General features: G+C 44.0%; 21 protein-coding genes. All 21 read right to left on the bottom strand.

Translation table 11 applies throughout. The features are described from left to right. Position 1: 1 nt before the first annotated feature. On the bottom strand, positions 2 to 922 hold the full coding sequence (locus tag H8S37_RS00670) for a GerMN domain-containing protein (protein WP_330604789.1): 921 nt from the start codon (positions 920 to 922) through the stop codon (positions 2 to 4). Positions 923 to 936: 14 nt separating this feature from the next. Then, a complete protein-coding gene (locus H8S37_RS00665) occupies positions 937 to 2,412 on the bottom strand; it encodes a sensor histidine kinase (RefSeq protein WP_186874142.1) in 1,476 nt (491 codons plus the stop codon). Further along, a complete protein-coding gene (locus H8S37_RS00660) occupies positions 2,369 to 3,055 on the bottom strand; it encodes a response regulator transcription factor (RefSeq protein WP_186874141.1) in 687 nt (228 codons plus the stop codon). Before H8S37_RS00660 ends, H8S37_RS00665 begins: the two co-directional genes overlap by 44 nt. Positions 3,056 to 3,081: 26 nt before the next feature. Next, positions 3,082 to 3,759 (bottom strand): helix-hairpin-helix domain-containing protein, encoded by a 678-nt coding sequence (locus H8S37_RS00655; protein ID WP_186874140.1) that lies wholly within the window; start codon positions 3,757 to 3,759, stop codon positions 3,082 to 3,084. A gap of 139 nt (positions 3,760 to 3,898) precedes the next feature. Beyond that, positions 3,899 to 4,330, bottom strand: coding sequence for a DMT family transporter (locus tag H8S37_RS00650; protein WP_186874139.1), 432 nt, complete (start codon positions 4,328 to 4,330; stop codon positions 3,899 to 3,901). Positions 4,331 to 4,430: 100 nt separating this feature from the next. Next, the gene (locus tag H8S37_RS00645; protein ID WP_186874138.1) at positions 4,431 to 5,621 is read right to left on the bottom strand and encodes an aspartate aminotransferase family protein; all 1,191 of its coding nucleotides are present in this window, start codon (positions 5,619 to 5,621) and stop codon (positions 4,431 to 4,433) included. After that, positions 5,608 to 6,534, bottom strand: a complete 927-nt coding sequence (gene argB, locus H8S37_RS00640) for an acetylglutamate kinase (RefSeq protein WP_186874137.1) — start codon at positions 6,532 to 6,534, stop codon at positions 5,608 to 5,610. The genes H8S37_RS00645 and argB overlap by 14 nt, the downstream gene beginning before the upstream one ends. 10 nt (positions 6,535 to 6,544) lie before the next feature. Then, on the bottom strand, positions 6,545 to 7,768 hold the full coding sequence (argJ, locus tag H8S37_RS00635) for a bifunctional glutamate N-acetyltransferase/amino-acid acetyltransferase ArgJ (protein ID WP_186874136.1): 1,224 nt from the start codon (positions 7,766 to 7,768) through the stop codon (positions 6,545 to 6,547). Between the two features lie 85 nt (positions 7,769 to 7,853). Then, positions 7,854 to 8,303, bottom strand: coding sequence for a GNAT family N-acetyltransferase (locus tag H8S37_RS00630; protein WP_186874135.1), 450 nt, complete (start codon positions 8,301 to 8,303; stop codon positions 7,854 to 7,856). Positions 8,304 to 8,363: 60 nt separating this feature from the next. Continuing rightward, the gene (gene argC, locus H8S37_RS00625; RefSeq protein WP_186874134.1) at positions 8,364 to 9,404 is read right to left on the bottom strand and encodes an N-acetyl-gamma-glutamyl-phosphate reductase; all 1,041 of its coding nucleotides are present in this window, start codon (positions 9,402 to 9,404) and stop codon (positions 8,364 to 8,366) included. Positions 9,405 to 9,726: 322 nt separating this feature from the next. Further along, positions 9,727 to 11,550 (bottom strand): ABC transporter ATP-binding protein, encoded by a 1,824-nt coding sequence (locus H8S37_RS00620; RefSeq protein ID WP_186874133.1) that lies wholly within the window; start codon positions 11,548 to 11,550, stop codon positions 9,727 to 9,729. Next, the gene (locus tag H8S37_RS00615) at positions 11,543 to 13,276 is read right to left on the bottom strand and encodes an ABC transporter ATP-binding protein (protein ID WP_186874132.1); all 1,734 of its coding nucleotides are present in this window, start codon (positions 13,274 to 13,276) and stop codon (positions 11,543 to 11,545) included. The genes H8S37_RS00620 and H8S37_RS00615 overlap by 8 nt, the downstream gene beginning before the upstream one ends. 45 nt (positions 13,277 to 13,321) lie before the next feature. Beyond that, positions 13,322 to 13,759 carry a MarR family winged helix-turn-helix transcriptional regulator gene (locus H8S37_RS00610; protein ID WP_186874131.1) on the bottom strand — a complete coding sequence of 146 codons (438 nt, stop codon included), beginning with the start codon at positions 13,757 to 13,759 and terminating at the stop codon, positions 13,322 to 13,324. Positions 13,760 to 14,008: 249 nt separating this feature from the next. Beyond that, positions 14,009 to 15,256, bottom strand: a complete 1,248-nt coding sequence (locus tag H8S37_RS00605) for a glutamate-5-semialdehyde dehydrogenase (RefSeq protein WP_186874130.1) — start codon at positions 15,254 to 15,256, stop codon at positions 14,009 to 14,011. A gap of 1 nt (position 15,257) precedes the next feature. After that, positions 15,258 to 16,253 carry a glutamate 5-kinase gene (proB, locus tag H8S37_RS00600; protein WP_186874129.1) on the bottom strand — a complete coding sequence of 332 codons (996 nt, stop codon included), beginning with the start codon at positions 16,251 to 16,253 and terminating at the stop codon, positions 15,258 to 15,260. Positions 16,254 to 16,461: 208 nt separating this feature from the next. Continuing rightward, a complete protein-coding gene (locus tag H8S37_RS17380; RefSeq protein WP_279287332.1) occupies positions 16,462 to 16,593 on the bottom strand; it encodes a hypothetical protein in 132 nt (43 codons plus the stop codon). A 110-nt stretch (positions 16,594 to 16,703) separates the two neighbouring features. Continuing rightward, the gene (locus tag H8S37_RS00595) at positions 16,704 to 16,916 is read right to left on the bottom strand and encodes a FeoA family protein (RefSeq protein ID WP_186874128.1); all 213 of its coding nucleotides are present in this window, start codon (positions 16,914 to 16,916) and stop codon (positions 16,704 to 16,706) included. A gap of 181 nt (positions 16,917 to 17,097) precedes the next feature. Next, complete coding sequence (locus H8S37_RS00590; protein ID WP_186874127.1) at positions 17,098 to 17,598, bottom strand: GNAT family N-acetyltransferase; 501 nt, start codon at positions 17,596 to 17,598, stop codon at positions 17,098 to 17,100. 17 nt (positions 17,599 to 17,615) lie between these two features. After that, positions 17,616 to 17,984, bottom strand: a complete 369-nt coding sequence (gene crcB, locus H8S37_RS00585; protein WP_186874126.1) for a fluoride efflux transporter CrcB — start codon at positions 17,982 to 17,984, stop codon at positions 17,616 to 17,618. A 15-nt stretch (positions 17,985 to 17,999) separates the two neighbouring features. After that, a complete protein-coding gene (locus H8S37_RS00580; RefSeq protein ID WP_186874125.1) occupies positions 18,000 to 18,527 on the bottom strand; it encodes a nitroreductase in 528 nt (175 codons plus the stop codon). 17 nt (positions 18,528 to 18,544) lie between these two features. Next, complete coding sequence (locus H8S37_RS00575) at positions 18,545 to 19,723, bottom strand: iron-containing alcohol dehydrogenase (RefSeq protein ID WP_186874124.1); 1,179 nt, start codon at positions 19,721 to 19,723, stop codon at positions 18,545 to 18,547. Positions 19,724 to 19,725: the final 2 nt, after the last annotated feature.

The raw sequence follows: 19,725 nt of genomic DNA, 5'->3' as shown, positions 1-19,725 counted from the left end.
ACTACTGTTGTGTCCACTCCATATCTGGTTTGAGAGGATGCTTTAAGTCCACCTGTTCCATATAGACTGCATTGGATTCTCCGTTCACTGTAATCTGAACCTCCGAAGCGGACGTCCCCTCAACAAGGGAATTTACAATCGAATAGATCGTGACTTCCGGCAGCACATCGTATGTACTGTTTAAGAATTCACTGTCAAAATTTACATAGCAGATTCCGTCTTTGATTGTCACTCCTAACAGATTCGCTGATGGATTGATCGTCGGATAAGCCCCGCTTTTTTTTGGTCCCTGCATCAGCTTTTCTACAATCAACTTTTCCCTCGAAATATTGCTGCTGTATTTCACATCCATTGTCTGTTCCACCAGCTTATCCCCTTTCTCATTGGCAAAATATAAGGTAAGGGACGCGCTTTGATAGGAACTCGGAGAAGAACCGGTATTCTGTACGAAGTCATCTGCATTCATCATTCCGATTTCCTGCCCCTCACTGTCCTTAAGTTCTTCTCCCTCTACGTGGAACCGCACCCCACTGATTCCATCAATCTGCAAAAGAGACTGTACAACAGCCGCCCTCACCAATTTTTCTTCCAATCCGTCTATTTTTAAATAATTTTCGTTAAAATCAACATACAGTATGCTTCCTTTCAGCTCACATGACTGCACCTCTACATCTTTCGGCAGCACCGTCGTATATGCAATTTCCTCTGCCGGCCTTTTTAATTCCTTGAGCACCGCTTGTGCAAGATCCAGCGGCTCCTTCCCTTCCATGCTGTATGCCACCTTGACAAGTCCAGTCCTGTCTTCATCCAGACAATAGATAAAGGAATCTCCCTCTTTTACATCCGTACGTTTATTACAGGCGAAAAGCAACACTGTAAAGCTTACACAGAATAGAATTAAAATCATTCTTTTTTTCTTCACCGTTTCCGCCTCCCTTAAGCTCCTGTATAAATCAGAGGAATCCTCACTGTAAATGTCGTCCCCTCTCCTTCACTGCTGTACACCTTCACAGACCCTCTGTGCATAATCACCGCATTGCGCACAATCGAAAGTCCAAGCCCTGTGCCGCCCATCTCTCTGGAATGGGACTTGTCTACCCGGTAGAAGCGTTCGAAAATATGTTCCTGATCCTCTTTTGGAATCCCAATTCCAGAATCTGCCACCTTTACATAAAAATATTTATGATCCGCGTTCAGGGATACATGAACCCAACCATTTTCATGGTTATATTTCAGTGCATTTTCTACCAGATTGGAAACTGCCAATGACAGCTTCATCTCATCAGCCTCTGCCACGACCGGACGAAAGCTTTCCAGTACCACCTCTACATTTTTCTTCTCTGCGATTGGCTTAAGGCGCTTTAGAATAAGTTCCAGCATCTCATTGATATTCACAGATGCAATATTCAAGGTTGTCCCTTTTTTATCCATCTTTACGAGGGATAAAAGATCGGTGATAATATCATTTTCCCGATCGATTTCCTTTGCAATATCTCCCATAAATTCCTGGTAAAGCTCTACAGGCACTTCTTTTTGTGCCAGCAGAGAATCTGCCAGCACTTTCATAGAAGTAAGCGGTGTTTTTAACTCATGGGAGACATTGGAGACAAATTCCTCTCTGGAATCGTCCAACTGTTTTAGTCTTCCCAGCATTTTATTGAATGCTTCACTTAACAGCCTTGTCTCGGTAAATGTGTTCTCGTGCAGTACATCCTCTCCGTATCCTTCAGATACATTCTCAATTGACTTTGTAATCTTATGCAGAGGACGTACCATTCTGTCCGCTATCAACACCCCAAATGCAGCGACGAAAATCATCACCCCTGCGATAATCACAAGACTGTTTGTTTTTAAGATTTTTAAGTTATTTGTAATGGTATCTGTAGACACGCTTGCCAGCATAACCCCGGTAATCTCTTTTCCTTTGGAATCCATAATCGGAGAGGTCACTTCAATATACTGATTCCTGCTGTCGTAGTCATTGGTGCTGTTTCCCTTCATACACTCCACGACATTTTTCGAAACAATGGTCTTACCCTCATCTAAATCGTATGTATCCTTGATCACCTTCAAATCACGATTGACGATCATGACCCGGCCATTATAAATATTGGTAAGCTGTGTTAAATTGGCATTGATAACTTCGGAAGAAGAATCCTTAAGATAGTTGTAGCTGTTCAGTTGATTGCTTAGAATTGTACATTGATTCTGAATCTGCGCGGTTCGCACAGATATCTCCCTTGCTTCATAGGCCCTGGTAATTCCCAGATACGCACCTGCGCATGGCAACAGTCCTGCGCAGAAAATCACTAAGATAATACGAAACCGCAGATTCTTTATAATTTTATCTTTCAGTTTAAAACGAACTTTACCCCTGGAAATAATAACCCACTCCCCACTTTGTATGTACATATTTCGGCTCGCTTGGCTTAATCTCTATTTTCTCTCTTAAACGCCGTATATGTACATCCACCGTTCTTGCGTCTCCGGGGTAATCATATCCCCATATCAGATTCAGCAGATTTTCCCTGCTGTACACTTTATTTGGATTCATTGCCAGAAGTTCCAATACATCAAATTCTTTTGCCGTCAGATTGATCTCTCTGTCCCCAATGAACACCCTTCTGCTTTCACAGTCAATACGCATAGCCCCTTTGACAATAACCGGACTGTTCGGCATCTCTTTTTTCTTAGATGTACGGCGCATGATCGCCTTAATCCGCGCCTTCACCTCCAGAATATTAAAGGGCTTTGTAATGTAATCGTCTGCCCCGTATTCCAGTCCCAGTATCTTATCCATATCTTCACTCTTCGCAGTCAGCATCACAACCGGCATATCCGAAAATTCGCGGATCTGCTGGCAGACCTGGAAGCCATCCAGCTTGGGAAGCATGACATCTAGAAGAACCAGATCGTATTCACAATTTTTTGCATACTGCAAAGCCTCCTCCCCATCATAGGCACAGTCTACCTCCATACCGTCCTGCTCAAGGCTGAAGCGAATCCCCTTCACAATTAATTTTTCGTCATCCACTACTAAGATTTTCTTACTCATACTCCTCGTCGCCCTATCTCCCTTAACTATACCGTAATCTCATCTTTTATTTTATTAAATACTCCCTCTTTGATTCCCTCAACCTTCATCACGTCCTCGATATTCTGGAAAGCCCCGTTTTCTTCTCTGTATCTTATGATACTCTGTGCCTTCGCATCACCAATTCCGCTTAAAGTTTTAAGTTCCTCCAATCCAGCCGTATTAATATTTATTTTTCCCTGCACACCATTATCCGAACCTCCTGGTTCTTCCACAACCCCGTCCGCAGAGGCTATATCTTCAAACGTTCCATCCGCCAGCTCTTCCTTTGTCGGCACATAGATTCGTTCTCCGTCCACAACTTTACGAGCCTGATTCAAAGCCTCCTGCGCCGCCTCTTCTGTCACGCCGCCGGCACATGCGATTGCTTCATATATACGCGCACTGCTGTCTAATTCATATACTCCTGGAGATATGACTGCTCCACACACATAGACAAATGCCGTATCTTCTTCCTGACCGGCACTTTTCTCTTCTTTCTCGTCCTGTTTGTCTACAGTATCTCCGTCCTTTTCTTCTGCTTTTTCCTCCGAAACTACTTCTGTCTCTAAAGCCGCTTCTTTCAGGGAATCTTGCTGGCTGCTTTTACAGCCGGATAATAAAACACCTGCGAGCACTCCCGTCAGAACCCGCAGAAGAATTGTATGTTTTCGATTGTCTCGCATAATCTTTCCTTTCAGTCTATATAAACTGTCGGAATACCCCTTTATGTCGGACAATCATATTGTAACGAATTCCTGATTAAATTACAATACATAAATTACATTTTTGTTACATCTTTGTTACGCTTAAATTCTCGCCAGCTTATTCCCACTGAAAAATTGTAATTCCTATGAGCGCAAGTACAAGCCCTCCTACTTTTCTTAAATCCAGCGGTTCTTTCTCCATGCCAAACAGCCCGAAAAGCTCAATTACATACGCCACAATAAGCTGTGCAATCACAATCAGAAGCGCTGCTTTTGCGGGGCCCAGCGCGCCCATACTCTGGATGACCGTCCAAGTAATTCCTGCTCCTATGACACCGCCCAAAAGCATATACTTTGGCTCTACTTTTGCAATTGCCAAAACACTGTCTCTCCCATTGAACAGCCACAAAAGAAAACAGACTGCAAAGGCGCTCAACTGCACCCACGCATTGCTTACCCACATACCTGTCGTTTTTGTCACCTGCGTATTAAATACCCCCTGTACACTCATCAACGCTCCTGAAAGAAGTGCGATCAAAAAACCAGCCATTAGGTGATACCTCCTTATACTTTCTAAGTTCTTCGGATAGTATTTCCCAATGTCTGGCATTTTATCCTCGTCAAAAGAACGGTCTTTCGTCCGAGAATTCTTATTGTAATTTTCTCAAGGCACGCCTTAATTTTTCTATCATTTCGTCAATATGCTTTTCTTCTGCGATTAATGGTGGAAGAAAACGAATCACATTTCCCTGCGCCTGAATCACAAGCAGGCCTTCTTCAATCGTCTTTAAATTTATCTCGGAAACTGGACGCGAAAAGACAAGTCCCTGCATAAATCCCTTCCCTCTGCGTCCTGTCACAAACTCAAATTCTCCTGCTACTTCCTCCAATCTTTTTTCCAGATAAGGCGCCGTCTTTTTTACATGTCCGACAATGTCCTCTCTCTCAAAAATCTCTATCACCTTTTTTACCGCTGCACAGGACAGTGGATTTCCGCCGTAGGTTGCTCCATGATCCCCCGGCTTTAGAGAAAAATCTGCCACCTCCTGCGTCATTGCAAACGCGCCTACGGGTATTCCGTTTCCAATCGCTTTTGCCATTGTCAGAATGTCCGGCTTCACACCGAAATCCTGCCATGCGAACATGCTGCCTGTCCGCCCCATTCCGCACTGTACCTCATCACAAATCATCAGAATCCCGTTCTCATCACAAATCTTCCGGATACCCTCCATAAACTCCTGTTTGGCCGGATGAATACCGCCTTCCCCCTGCAACGGCTCTAATATAATCGCACAGGTTTTTTCATTTACCAGCGCCTTCACACTGTCTAAATTGTTAAATTCTGCAAACCTTACTCCGGGCAGTACAGGTTCAAAGGGCTCCCTGTATGCTTCATGCCCTGTCACAGAAACAGCGCCAAAGCTTCTCCCATGAAAAGAATGTTCCATGGCAATAAACTCAAAACGACCTGTCTTTTTCGTATACGCGTACCGCCGCGCCGCTTTGAGCGCCCCTTCGTTCGCCTCGCTTCCACTGTTTGTAAAAAACACCCGATCCATACCGGAAATACGATTTAGCTCTTTCGCCGCTTCTCCACAGTTTACATGATAATATAAATTAGAAATATGGCAGATTTTATCTATCTGCGCTTTCAACGCTTCATTCAGTTCCTTATTATTGTATCCCAGGCCGCAGACTGCAAATCCTGCCGCAAAATCTAAATACTCTTTTCCCTCTGTATCATACAGATACATCCCGTCTCCGTATTCCAGCGCAATTGGAAAACGATTATATACATGAATCAAATTTTCTTCTGCCGCCTGTATCTTACTGTTCACCATGATAATACCTGCTTTCTTTTCCGTGTAATATGGCTGTTCCGATTCCCCTGTTTGTAAAAATCTCCAAAAGGAGGCAGTGTGGAATCCTTCCGTCCAGAATGTGGACTCTGGACACTCCATTTTCGATGGCGTCCACACAATTTCTAAGCTTTGGAAGCATACCTCCCTCGATATACCCTTCCTCCATCAGTTTTTCTGCTTCTTCCACCCACAGCTCTGAAATCAGCGTTGACGGGTCCTCTGGATCCTTGTATACTCCCTCAATGTCCGTCAGAAAAGCAAGCTTTTCCGCATTCATCGCACATGCAATCGCACATGCCGCATCATCCGCATTGATATTGTATGTCTGAAATGCATCGTCTAATCCTATCGGGCAGACAATCGGCAGAAAATCCTTTTCCAGCAGATCATACAAAATTTTTGCATTGACTTCTTTTATCTCTCCCACATATCCGATGTCTTTCCCCTGTGCATATTTCTTATCTACCTTCAGTAAAGCCCCGTCTTTTCCGCTGATTCCGATCGCGCGCACGCCAAGCTGTTCTACCATCTGTACCAGACTTTTGTTTACCTTGCCAAGCACCATCTCTGCCACTTCCATAGTGTCCGCATCTGTCACACGCAGACCGTTTATAAACTGTGGTTCCATTCCCACCTTTCCGACCCATTTACTTATCTCTTTTCCTCCGCCATGAACGATAATGGGCTTGAATCCTACCAGTTTTAAAAGTGTGACATCTTCGATCACCCTCTTCTTCAAGCTCTCGTCCACCATTGCGCTTCCGCCATATTTAACGACGATAATTTTGCGGTTAAAACGCTGAATATAAGGCAGCGCCTCAATAAGTACCTGCGCCTTCTCCAAATACTTCTGCATATTTTCATTTCTGTTTTCTTTTACATATTCTTCCATTCTTCTCACCTCAGCTCCTGTAATCTGCATTGATGTCAATATATCCGTGAGTTAAATCACAGCCCCATGCAGACGCCCATTTATCTCCTTCTTTTATATCCGCAGTCACAGTGATCTCCGGAGAGGATAAAATCTCTGTTGCTTTTTCTTCGCTATAATCCACTGCCACACCATTTTTAATAATCTCAATCTTTCCGGCTGCACTTTCAAATGCTAAGTCCACCTTCTCTGGATCAAACTCTGCCCCTGCATATCCCATTGCGCAAAGGATCCTTCCCCAGTTCGCATCGTGTCCTGCGATTGCCGCTTTTGTCAAATTGGAACACACAACCGCCTTTGCCAGTACTTTCGCCTGTTCCTTTGTCTTTGCCCCTGTTACTTTTGCTTCAAAAAGGGCAGTCGCACCTTCTCCATCCCCTGCGATCTTCTTCGCCAGATATTCATTTACATAGTGAAGTGCCTCTTTAAATTTTTCATACGCTTCTGTGTCCAGTTTGATTTTTTCATTCCCCGCCATTCCATTTGCAAGCAGAAGCACTGTGTCATTCGTGGACGTATCCCCGTCTACAGAAATCATATTATACGTATCTTCCACATCCGAACGCAGCGCCGCACACATTGCTTTTCTGGAAATTACGGCGTCTGTCGTAAGAAAGGAAAGCATGGTACACATATTGGGATGTATCATGCCGGAGCCTTTCGCCATTCCGCCGATTGTAACTGTCTTTCCTCCAATTTCAATGGTAACTGCGATCTCTTTTTCACAGGTGTCTGTTGTCATAATCGCTTTTGCCGCTTCTGTCCCGTTCTCGATCGCACTGCCTTTTTTCTTGGAGAGCAGTTCTATCCCTTTTTTGAGTTTTTCTATCGGAAGCTGCATCCCGATAACACCGGTAGAGCCTATCAGCACTCCGTCTTTATCGACTCCCAGGATATCCGCTGCCTCTTCTGCGGTCTCCCTGCAATATTCGTATCCTTCTGCTCCGGTACACGCATTGGCGATTCCGGAATTAATGACAACCGCCTGGGATTTTTGTTTTTCGTCCACGATTTTCTTATCCCACTTCACCGGCGCTGCTTTTACAAGATTGGTAGTAAACGTCCCTGCCGTTTTACAGGGCTTTTTACTATATATAAGCGCCATATCTGTCCTGTCCTGATATTTAATTCCCGCTGCTGCCGCTGCCGCCTCGAACCCCTTCGCCGCAGTCACGCCGCCTTTTATTACTTCCATTTTCCTTTTCCTTTCTTTTTCATCTACATTTTTCTATTCCTTAGCGTCGGTGTACAAGGGGCAACATGCTCCTTGTACACCGACGCTATTCTTGCTCATTAAACGCAGTAATATTTTTCTCATTCAATGTAAAATCGTAATAATTTAAGTCCCTCCGTTCAGTCCAGCCGATAGTATTCCAAAACGCATTCCCTATGTCATTTTTCGTAAATGCTATCAGAGACACCTTGTTGATTTTTTCATCCCTCAACGCGTGCATCGCCTGTACTACCATTGCCTTCCCAATGCCGCGGCGCCGGTATGCCTCATCTACACACACATGATAGAGACATCCTCTGCGTCCGTCATGCCCACACAGAATACTTCCTACAATCTTTCCATCCTCTACAGCAACAACGCTCGTCGTTGGATTTCGTTTTAAAAAGCGCTCTACCCCGATTTTCGAATCATCAATACTGCGAATCCCAAATCCTTTGATTTTTTTCCACAGCGCATATATGCCATCGTAATCCTCTATTTTCATTGCACGTATCATTTTTATTCTTTCCTTTCCGAAAGCAGTCCCTTTGCCCTGCATATTCCGCCACTTCCCCGGCTACGGGAACATTGGCACCAGGTCAAGCCCTTCCTTTTCTTCTATACCAAACAGCAGATTCATATTCTGCACTGCCTGCCCTGCTGCTCCCTTTACTAAATTATCTATCGCACCCATCATAATGATACGTCCGGTTCTTTTATCTATCTGAAAACCAATATCTACATAATTGCTTCCTTCCACCCATTTCGTCTCCGGACAGGCGCCTTCTTCCAGCACCCGGATAAACGTTTCTTTTCCATAGTAATGCTCGTACACAGATGCCACTTCCCCTGCGCTGACTCCTTTTTTCAGGCTCGCATATTCTGTCACAAGAATTCCTCTGTTCATCGGTACAAGATGCGGAGTAAAATTCAGCACTACTTTTCTGCCTGACGCATACCCCAACTGTTCTTCAATCTCCGGAGTATGTCTGTGCGTCGCTACTCCATATGCTTTCATATTTTCATTGACTTCACAGAACAGATTCGCTGTCTTTGCCCCTCTGCCTGCTCCGGATGTCCCTGATTTTGCATCGATAATCAATGTATCCATGTCAATCAAACCTTCTTTTGCCAGCGGATATGCCGTCAGAATCGAGCAAGTGGTATAGCATCCTGGATTTGCCACAAGGCGTGCCTTTTTCACCGCTTCTCTGTTGATCTCGCATAAGCCATAAACTGCCTCCTTAATAAATTGCGGCGATTTATGCTCGATTTTATACCATTCTTCATATGTACTTACATCCTTGATTCTAAAATCCGCACTCAAATCGACAATTTTTGTCTTGGACAAAATTTCTTCACTGACAAGTGAAGCACAGAAACCCTGCGGCGTCGCCGTAAAAATGACATCCGCCTTGTCTGCGAGCTCCTCCATGTTGTCATCCATACAGGACGCATCCACTATTTGAAACATATTTTTATATACACTGGCATAGGGTTTCTCTATATAGCTTCTGGAGCCGTACCATACAATCTCTGCCTCTTTGTGTCTGCTTAAAATCCGGACAAGCTCGGCGCCTGCATAGCCTGTCGCTCCAATAATTCCTACCTTTATCATTTATAAGCACCCTTTCTTTTTCATATTTTTTAATAATAAACCTCATTTAATAGGAAGTAAAGTATTTTTCATCAGAGAATTCCTTTCACATTTACGCATAATTATACATCTATTATGTATATTATGCAAGTATTTTCTTTTAAGAAACGGAGTTTCCCACACATATTGCCCGAAGGGCTTTTATATCATAGGTTAGTCCGAAGGACTTTCCTATGATATAAAAAACAGGAAAACCATTTGTGGCTTTCCTGTTCCGCGGCGCTGTCGTAAAAGCGGATATTATTCAGTTATTCGTTTCTGCCTTTATTTTGTAACAAAGTCATTACGCAAACTGACTGTAATACAAGTCCGCGTAAGCTCCCTTTGCCTTTAACAAATCTTCGTGCGTTCCCTGCTCGATAATATTTCCGTTTTGCATAAACAGGATTAAATCCGCGTCTATAATCGTCGAAAGTCTGTGCGCGATTACAAAGCTCGTTCTGTTCTTCATCAGCTCTTTCATAGCCTTACCGATTTCAATCTCTGTGCGGGTATCTACACTGGACGTCGCTTCGTCCAGAATGATAACTGCCGGATTGCAAAGAAACACTCTGGCTATAGTCAGAAGCTGCCGCTGACCGATAGAAATATTTTCCGCGTCGTTGCTTAAAACTGTATCATATCCATGCGGCATGGTACGGACAAAGAAATCTACTCTGGCGGCTTTTGCCGCCGCTATGATTTCCTCGCGGGCAGCGCCGGGCTTGCTGTAGGCGATATTTTCCGCAATCGTGCCGCCAAACAGCCATGTATCTTGCAGCACCATTCCAAAATTGCTTCTCAAATTGGAACGGGTCATATCCCTTATGTCGATTCCGTCTAAAATGATTTTTCCGCCGTTTAATTCATAAAACCGCATAAGCAAATTAATAAGCGTTGTCTTTCCGGCTCCTGTGCTGCCGACAATTGCCACCTTCTGCCCCGGTTTTACAGAGAAGTTGATATTGTGCATTAAGATATTATCCGGCGTATATCCAAACCGGACGTCCCGGAATTCCACCGTTCCTTTTGCCTGCTCCACAACAGAGGGGAAAGCGGGTTCCGACGAAAGCTCTTCCTCATCTAACAGCTTGTAAATTCGTTCCAGAGAAGCTAAAGCAGACTGCATACTGTTTACCATATAGGCGGCCTCTGTGAGTGGCTCCGAAGCCTGGTTTACATACTGGAAAAACGCCTGAAACACACCGACGGTCAATCTTCCCTCCAGCAGCATTTTTCCCGCGAGTACCGCAATCAGCACTTGACCGAAACGGTTAATCATGCGAATTGCCGGATTGATCGCGTTTATCATAAAGTCCGCTTTTTTGGTAGCCTCTGCCAGTTCTTCAGTTGCCTTATGCATATTTTCAGAGCTGATTTCTTCCTGATTAAATGCTTTTATAATAACCCGGCCGCTGTATGCCTCTTCTACCCGCGCGGTCACATTACTCACGCACTGCTGCCGTTTCATGGCGGATTGCAGCGTTTTTGCCGACACAAAATTAGTAGCTGCCAGCGCTATTCCTGTAAACGCCAGAAAAACAAGCGTCAATAGAATACTAAAACGGAACATCATCACCAGAGAGCCGATTACCATGCCGACGGCTGTAAATAGTTTCAACATTCCCGTTTGCAGGGCCTCCGCTGTTTTATCCAAGTCATTCACTGTCCGGCTAAGAATCGCCCCGGTTTTAGTGCGGTCAAAGAAGGCGAGTGGAAGCCGGTTTAGCTTTTCGCTGATTTCCGTCCTTAGCCGAAGACTAAGGTTTTCCGCAAAACTTGCCATAAGGAACGATTGAAGAGTATAAAACAGCGCCGTTGCCAGATAGAGCAACAATAAAAATACTATATCCCTGCCTCCCGCCGCCCATGTAACTTGAAATGTCGAGCCGTTTGTAATCGTCTCTTTGATGTTGTTCCAAAGCAAATCTACGATATACGCGCTATACAGCGGCGCAATAATAGAAAGAAACGTATACAGGATGACCGATACAAGCACGACCGCTAACCGCTTATGCTGATCGCCCGTAGAACGCCACAGCCTTCTTATCGTTTGCCACGCATGATCCGGCCTTTCAAAATCCATTTCTTCTGTAAGAACTTGTGCATTGTTGTTATTCTCACTCATGGCTTACGGCTCCTTTCATTTGAGATTTTGCAATATCCTGATAAACAGGGCAGGTCTGCATCAGAAAATCGTGATTGCCAATTCCGACAACCCGTCCTTCTTCCAACACAATAATCTGTTCTGCGTTCATAATCGTGCTGATCCGCTGGGCGATAATCAGTACCGCCGCGTCTTTGACTTCATTCGCAAGGGCTTTCCGTAACGCCGCGTCTGTCTTGAAGTCCAGAGCAGAAAAGCTATCGTCAAAAATATAGAGATCGGCTTTCTTTGTCAATGCCCGCGCAATCGAAAGACGCTGCTTCTGCCCGCCCGAAAAGTTTGTGCCGCCCTGTGATACGCGAGAGTAAAGTCCGTCGGAGAGATCGTAAACAAATTCGGACTGCGCAACCGACAAAGCATGCTTCATTTGCTGTTCGGTAGCCCGTTCATTTCCATGCCTCAGATTGTCGGCAATCGTGCCAGAAAACAGCCATGCTTTTTGCGGCACATAGGAGATATGCTCTCTTAATTCTTTCTGCGTCATGCCGCGAATATCCTTTCCATTCATAAGGACAGATCCGGAAGTCACATCATGAAACCGCAAAATTAATTTTGCAATCGTAGACTTTCCACTGCCTGTGCTGCCGATAATCGCAGTTGTTTCCCCTCTTCTGCAGGTAAAATCCAAAGCTTCTAAAGTATTCTCACCCGCGTCCGCAAAGCGAAAACCTGCATTTTTGAACCGTACAACTTCTTTCATTTGACCCGGAGTATTATCAACAGACGCAGTTCCATCCTGGATCTCCGGCGCAAGATGCAGCACATCTGAAATTCTCCGAACACAAATCATGGCGCGGGGAATTAAGATCAGCACCATCTGGGCCATAATGATATAAAAAAGAATCATCATGGCATATTGTGTCAGAGCAGTAATATCGCCAATTTCCATAAATCCCGCGCCAATCCGATTTCCGCCCGCCCAAAGGATGACAACAATGATAAGGTTAATCGCAAACAGGGCAACGCTCTCCAATCCGGCAAACAGCCGGTTTGCGCTGATTGCCGCCCCGGCATAATCCTCAAAAGATTTTCTCATTCGCTTTTCTTCATACTTTTCTTTATTAAAAGCGCGGATCACTCGTACACCCGTAACATTTTCCCGGAGAACAACATTCATTCGGTCAAGGAATTTTTGCAGCTTATCAAAAATCACCGAGGCTTTACGAGTGACAAAAATCGCCAGAAGCAAAATAAACAGCGTCGCGCCAACCAATAAAACTCCCATCATGGTATCAATCGAAAACGACATGACAATTCCCATGATACAAACCGCGGGAACAGGCAATACCATCTGTATAAACCATACGACGCCTTGTTGAACGACATTTACATCGTTCAGCGTGCGGGTAATCATAGAGCCGGTTCCGAACTGTTCAAAATCATAAGAAGAAAAGGTAAGCGATTTATCGTAAAGAGCGTTCCGCATATCCCGTCCAATTTTAGAAGAAAGGTCTGCGGCGAGATAACTCCCCAACAGCGCGCCCAGACTGGTAACGATTGTTACGATCAGCATAAGTATTCCGCCGCGGATTAAGTAGTCCATCTTGCCGCCACTCACCCCGACATTTATCATATCTGCTGTGATGGTCGGAATAAGCAGACCGCCCGCAACATCTAAAAACATAACAAGTAATGTAAAGAAGCATCTCCATTTATACGGTTTTATGAACCGCAGAATCGTTTTCATGCTGTGTTTCCTCCTGAATTCAGTAGTCTGCCATGGAAAATGTGCTCAAAGCTCATTTAATTTTGTCCTCAAGCTTTCCACATAAATATTTGCCAAGCGCAAGAGTTCTTTTTGTTCCGCGTCTTTCAAGGCGGTAAAGGCCGCATTTTCTTTTTGAACGACCGGCACAATATATTTTGCAATAAACTGTTTCCCTGCCTCAGTTAAAAAAATATGTTTATCCCTGCCTGCCCCCTGTTCAAGATAAATATACCCCTCCTGTACCAGCTTCCGAATAGAAGAATTAACTGTCTGTTTATTTGCAAAAAACTCATAACAAATGTCTTTTTGCAGACAGCCGTCGCCTAAATCATAAAGGGTATAAAAGATAGAAAAGGCACTGTCTGAAATTCCCATCTTTGAAGCTACTTTATGATATAGTTCGTCGCACTCTTTGTTAATTTTATTAAAGTCCATCAACAATTCATTTAGTTTTTCCTGCATACCCTTACCTCCTTAGTATGATTTCATACTTGCATGACTGCTATTATAGTATGAAATCATACTCGTGTCAAGTATGTTTTCATACTTAAAATGTGAAAATTTTTTTAACCGAAAAATCAGGTTTTGTATGTGCACAAAAAAAGAAAAAGCCCGCAAAACATAAGTTTTACGGTACTTTCTCTTACTTCTCAAGCCTGCTGTAGCAGGCATCCCATATATACTATGTGGGTTTAAATTTTAAAACAACCTCTAATTTCGTATCTGTCCGTCTCCGAATATAATATACTTTGTGGTTGTCAAAGCCTCTAATCCCATCGGGCCTCTTGCATGAAGCTTTTGTGTACTGATTCCAATCTCCGCGCCAAATCCAAACTCAAATCCATCTGTAAATCTGGTAGAGGCATTTACATATACTGCCGCCGCGTCAATTTCATCCTGAAATTTTAATGCATGGTTGTAATCCTGTGTTATGATTGACTCTGAATGTCCTGTGTTATACTGATTGATATGTGCAATCGCCGCATCAATAGAATCCACTATTTTGACAGAGATAACTGCATCCAGATATTCTTTTTCCCAGTCCTCTTCATCTGCCGGAACAATATAACTGCTGGTAAGGCAGGCCCTCTCATCTCCTCGTATTTCTACTCCATGCATTTTCAGGCGCTCTACAACATCCGGCAGTATGTTCATCGCATGTTCATGGATGACAAGAGACTCACATGCATTACACACCCCCATCCTCTGTGTCTTGGCATTTTCGATAATGTCCACTGCCATTTTTCTGTCTGCAGATTCATCCACATAAATATGGCAGTTGCCTGTCCCCGTCTCAATCACCGGAACCGTACTGTTTTCCACCACATTTGCAATCAGCCCTGCACCGCCTCTTGGAATAAGCACATCGATCAGCCCATGCATTTTCATCATATCCTGCACCACTTCCCTGCCCGTATCCTCCACTAAAAGAATGAGATCCTGGAGCAGCTTCTCTTTTCTAAGTCCTGTCTTAATCGCATGCACAATTGCCTGGTTTGAATAAATCGCGTCGCTTCCACCTCTTAGTATCACTGCGTTTCCAGTCTTAAAACACAATCCAAACGCATCTGCTGTTACATTCGGACGGGATTCATAGATAATTCCTACTACTCCGATAGGCACTCTCTTCTTCCCTATCCGCAGTCCATTCGGCCTGTTTTTCATAGAAAGAACTTCTCCCACCGGATTTTCCAGGGAAGCTACCTGTCTTAATCCTTCTGCCATATCCTCTATCCGCTTTTCGCTGAGTTTCAGCCTGTCCAAAAGAGACTGTCTTGTTCCCTTCTTAGCCGCCGCTTTTATATCTTTTTCGTTTTCTTCCAAAATAAATTCTTTTTGAATGAGCAGTTCTTCCGCCGCCGATATAAGCCCTGCATTTTTCTGTGCAGTATTAAGCTTTGCAGCTTCTATAGAAGCTGCTTTGGCACGCTTCGCAAGTGTTTCCATATATTTTTCCATCTTATTTACCTCCTTTTCGGCTGTCTTCCAGGCTTTTTTTGTCCTTTTCTTCTATCTGTTCTTTTGTCGTCTCTTTTTCTTTACTTTCCGCATATACAGCCGGTTTTTCTGCTCCTTTTCTCTGCCGTTTTGCCTGCCTGCGGTACTGTGCTTTTTCCGGCGCTATTTCCGTCTTCATCTCCCGACGGTGCTGCTTTGACAAGAATAAAGTCCCCACCTTCTTGCCTGCCATAATATCATTGATTGTATAGATATTATCTCCATTGGCAATCACCATATCTGCACCGATGCCCGTTGCGATTTTTGCGGCTTTGATTTTCGTCGCCATTCCCCCAGTCCCATATTCACTGGAGGCGCCCTTCGCCATTTGTTCCAGTTTGCCGTCAATGCCGGACACTGTATGTATAAATCTCGCGTTTGGATTCTTTTTCGGGTCATCTGTATATAGCCCTTCTATATCTGACATTAAAATCAACAGATCCGCATCAACCAGTTTTGCCACATAAGCCGCAAGTGTATCATTATCTCCAAAATTTCCATAGGCAAGTTCATCTACTGAAATTGCATCATTTTCGTTTACAATCGGCACCACCTTCATACGGAACAGCTCATCAAACGCTTGTCTGGCATTTCTTCTGCACTCCTTGTTTGTAATCGACTCTTTTGTGAGGAGCACCTGAGCTGTCAACTGGCTGTATTCATTAAAGAGCTTTTCATAGATCATCATCAATCTGCCCTGTCCGACCGCTGCGCATGCCTGCTTTGCCGCTTCTGTCTCCGGTTTATGCTCAAGTCCCAGTACATTTCTGCCGATTCCTACGGCTCCTGAGGAGACAACGATCACCTCTTTTCCCTTATTTCTTAAATTAATCAGTATTCTTACAAACTTTTCCAGCTTGTCTAAATTGATGTTCCCTGTCTCATCATATGTGATGGTCGTTGTCCCAACTTTAATTACAATCCTTTTTTTTCCACTTAGTATCTCTTTTCTGTCCATTATAATTTCCTTTCTCACCATACAAATCAATCCCGCAAAATTACGCAGTGTGCATCTCCCAGAGGGTTTTATTGTATAGGAAACTTCGTTTCCTATACAATAAAAAAGGATGGAAGCATAAAGCTATACTTCTATCCTTTGTATTCCCTGATTCCAAATGATTTGTACAACTGTATCTTCTTTCGTCGCCTGCGTATTTTGTTTTCTACTATGCCCACACCCCAAAGGGAATATATGTGCACGGCACAAAAACAACACTGTCAGCAAGCGGCAGAGTCCGAAAATTATCCATGATGACAAAACTGCTCTCTCTTTTATCCATCATTGAAACCTCAATCATTTGTACCTGTTGTTAGTCATTCACTTATGTTTCTATTTTACTCATAAAAGGGTATTTGTCAACTCTTTTTTATTTTACCAAACTCTTTTGAAGGCTCTTTTTGTCTTTCTTTACACTTGAATACGCTCTGCTACTTCATTTCCAATCGCAATCCTTGTATCTCTTGTTCCGATAATCAGACTGTCTGTACATCTCTGGATTACACGTATGGTACTTCCTGCCTCGATCTGATGGCTGCGCATAAATTCTAAAACCTCCGGTACTCCAAACATCCATTTAATCGTATAGCTTTCTCCTGCTTTTGCTTTCGATAATGCCTGCATAGGTATCCCTCCTTTTCTTTATTTTAGAAGTCCCATGCAGGGTTAGTCAATCGCAATTTGGGTTGCCTGCAACCAACGTTTTTTTAAGTTTAAACTGTCTGACTCTCCTCTGACGGGGACAACTTTTCAAAGATATTTTGTCCATATCTTTTTTTGTTATCCCTTGTAGTTCCTTTTGCCATTATGTGTCTTTTCTTTTTTGCACGCTCTTTTCCATACGATAATTGATAAGTACAATTCCTTTTCTTATTACCTGCTGCTCTTTTATGACATGATAGCCTCGCTTTTCAAAAAATTTTTTTGCAGTAATGGAAGCATGCGTTGTAAAATGGGCAGACATACAGTTTTCCTCCAGATAGTCACAAAGCTTTGACGCAATCTTCCTTCTCTGAAAGTCTTTGTGGACATATAATCTATCCAGATAACCGTCCACCGTCATATCTGCAAATCCAACGATATTGCCGTCTAATTCCGCTACAATCGTATCATGCTTTTTAAACGACTCATCCCATGCGTTCAGATCGAAATGACCGTCTGCCCATGCGTCTACTTGTTCCTGCGTGTAATCTTTCCGATTTACAATATGTACAGTATCGTAAAACAATGCAGCTACTTTTTCTATATCTTCTTCACAATATCTGCGAAGTACAAGCTTTTCTTTCTGCCACCGTTCTTTTTTCATCCCGACACAGCTCCTCCTTACAGCCTTTTCGCCGCATACATACCGGCTGCGATTCCGGCAAGGCACAGTCCTACGCTGCAAACAATATACAGCGCACTTAAAAAGTACTGCTTTTCCTGCAACAGCTGATATGCCTCTAATGAGAACGTAGAAAATGTTGTAAATCCACCGCAGACTCCTGTTTTTAAAAATAAAAGAAGAGGCTGCGGCATGCCTTTTCGTGCCGCGGCTCCTGCAATAAAACCAATAGCAAAAGCGCCGCATACATTTATTGCCAGTGTAAGAACCGGAAATGCTGTTCTGCATGGAAGCAGGCTGACAGCATATCGCAGTACAGCCCCCAAAGCGCCTCCCATACCTACAAATACAAATCCTGTCAATGCCATTTCCTTTTTCTCTTTCTATACAAATACAATATAATCTGATTTGCGAGGCTCTGCCGGCGCTGCCTCCTCATCTGCATAACCTAATATACAGTTTCCAATTCCTGCATATTTCTCTGCGTCAAGCCCCCATGCTTTCAGCAGTTCTTTTCCTTCCTCTGCTTCGAACATCTCTTTTGCCCTGTGAATCCAGCAGGAGCCTACGCCCAGCGCATACGCTGCATTTAACAGGTTCCCCATAACGAGGCTTCCGTCCTCTACATAGGTAGGGCGGCTTTTATCAGCCAGCACAATAAGAACTGTCGGCGCCCCGTAAAAGGTATCCTCTTCTTCGCTGCCTGGCTCGAACTTAGCGTTTAGCTTTGACAGTTTTGAAATCGTCTCTTTGTCCTGGACGACTACGATCTTCGGAGACTGTATTCCCATACCCGTAGGAGCATATGTGCCTGCCTCCAGTATCTTTTCCAGCTCTTCTTTTTTAATCTGCTCTGTTTTATATTTTCTGACGCTTCTTCTGTTCTTCAAATCATATAAAGTAGCTTCCATCTTTTCTTCCTCCTTTTCTATCTTGCCGCCTGATAGATCTTATAAATGTCTTCCCTGTCTAATTTTTTTACACAGCCGATCGTACGTTTTTCATAAAAACTACATTTATCCGCCAATTCCTGTATCTGTTCCTCCGTAAGAGTAACCCCCAGCTCCTGTATCGACACCGGCATATCGATGGAACGATAAAAATCCTCCATCGCCTCAATTCCCTTTTGCGCAGTCTTGGCAGCATCTTCCCCCTGCTCCACCTGCATGACATTCTGCGCGAACTGTGCAAAGCGCTCCGGACGTGCATCCATAACATACCGCGCCCAGCTTCCCCATACGGCTGCAAGCCCTGCGCCATGCGCTACATCAAACATTCCTCCCAGCTCATGCTCTAGCTGGTGGCTTGCCCAGTCGCCTCCGTCTGTTCCGCACCCCATGAGCCCATTGTGCGCGAGACTTCCGGCCCACATCACTTCTGCCCGCGCATTATAATTCTCTGGATCTTCTTTCAGAATTTTTGCATTTTTCATAACAGTGCGGATCAGATGTTCACTAAACCCGTCCGTCAGCTCCATATTTTCCACCTGGTTAAAATACCGTTCCATTGTATGCATCATAATATCCACACATCCGCACGCTGTCTGATAGGCTGGCAAAGTCATGGTAAGTTCCGGATTCATCACCGCAAACTTTGCACGACAGCAGTCATTATTACAGCCTCTTTTCTTCCATCCATCCTCATTTGTGATAACAGAGGAATTGCTCATCTCTGAGCCTGCCGCTGCAATAGTCAAAACTACACCGATCGGCAGACAATTCTTTGGTTCCCGTTTTTTCTCATAGAAATCCCATACGTCTCCTTCATTTGTGACTCCGTAGCCAATTGCCTTTGCAGAATCAATCACACTGCCCCCGCCTACGGCGAGGATGAAATCTACCTCTTCCCTCTTGCACAGAGCAATCCCTTCATATACAAGTGACAATCTGGGATTCGGCACAACGCCTCCCAATGAGATATAGGAAATTCCGGCTTCGTCCAAAGAAGCATAGATTCTGTCCAGAAGCCCGCTTTTTTTCACACTTCCACTGCCATAATGCACCAATACTTTCTTGCAGTTATATTCCTTTACAAGAGTACCAATCTGCTTTTCTGTTCCTTTCCCAAACACAACCTTTGTCGGCGTATAATACAAAAAATTTTCCATAC

Source organism: Mediterraneibacter hominis (assembly GCF_014287475.1).
Classification (GTDB): domain Bacteria; phylum Bacillota; class Clostridia; order Lachnospirales; family Lachnospiraceae; genus Mediterraneibacter; species Mediterraneibacter hominis.
This window is presented reverse-complemented; position numbering and strand designations above follow the sequence as displayed.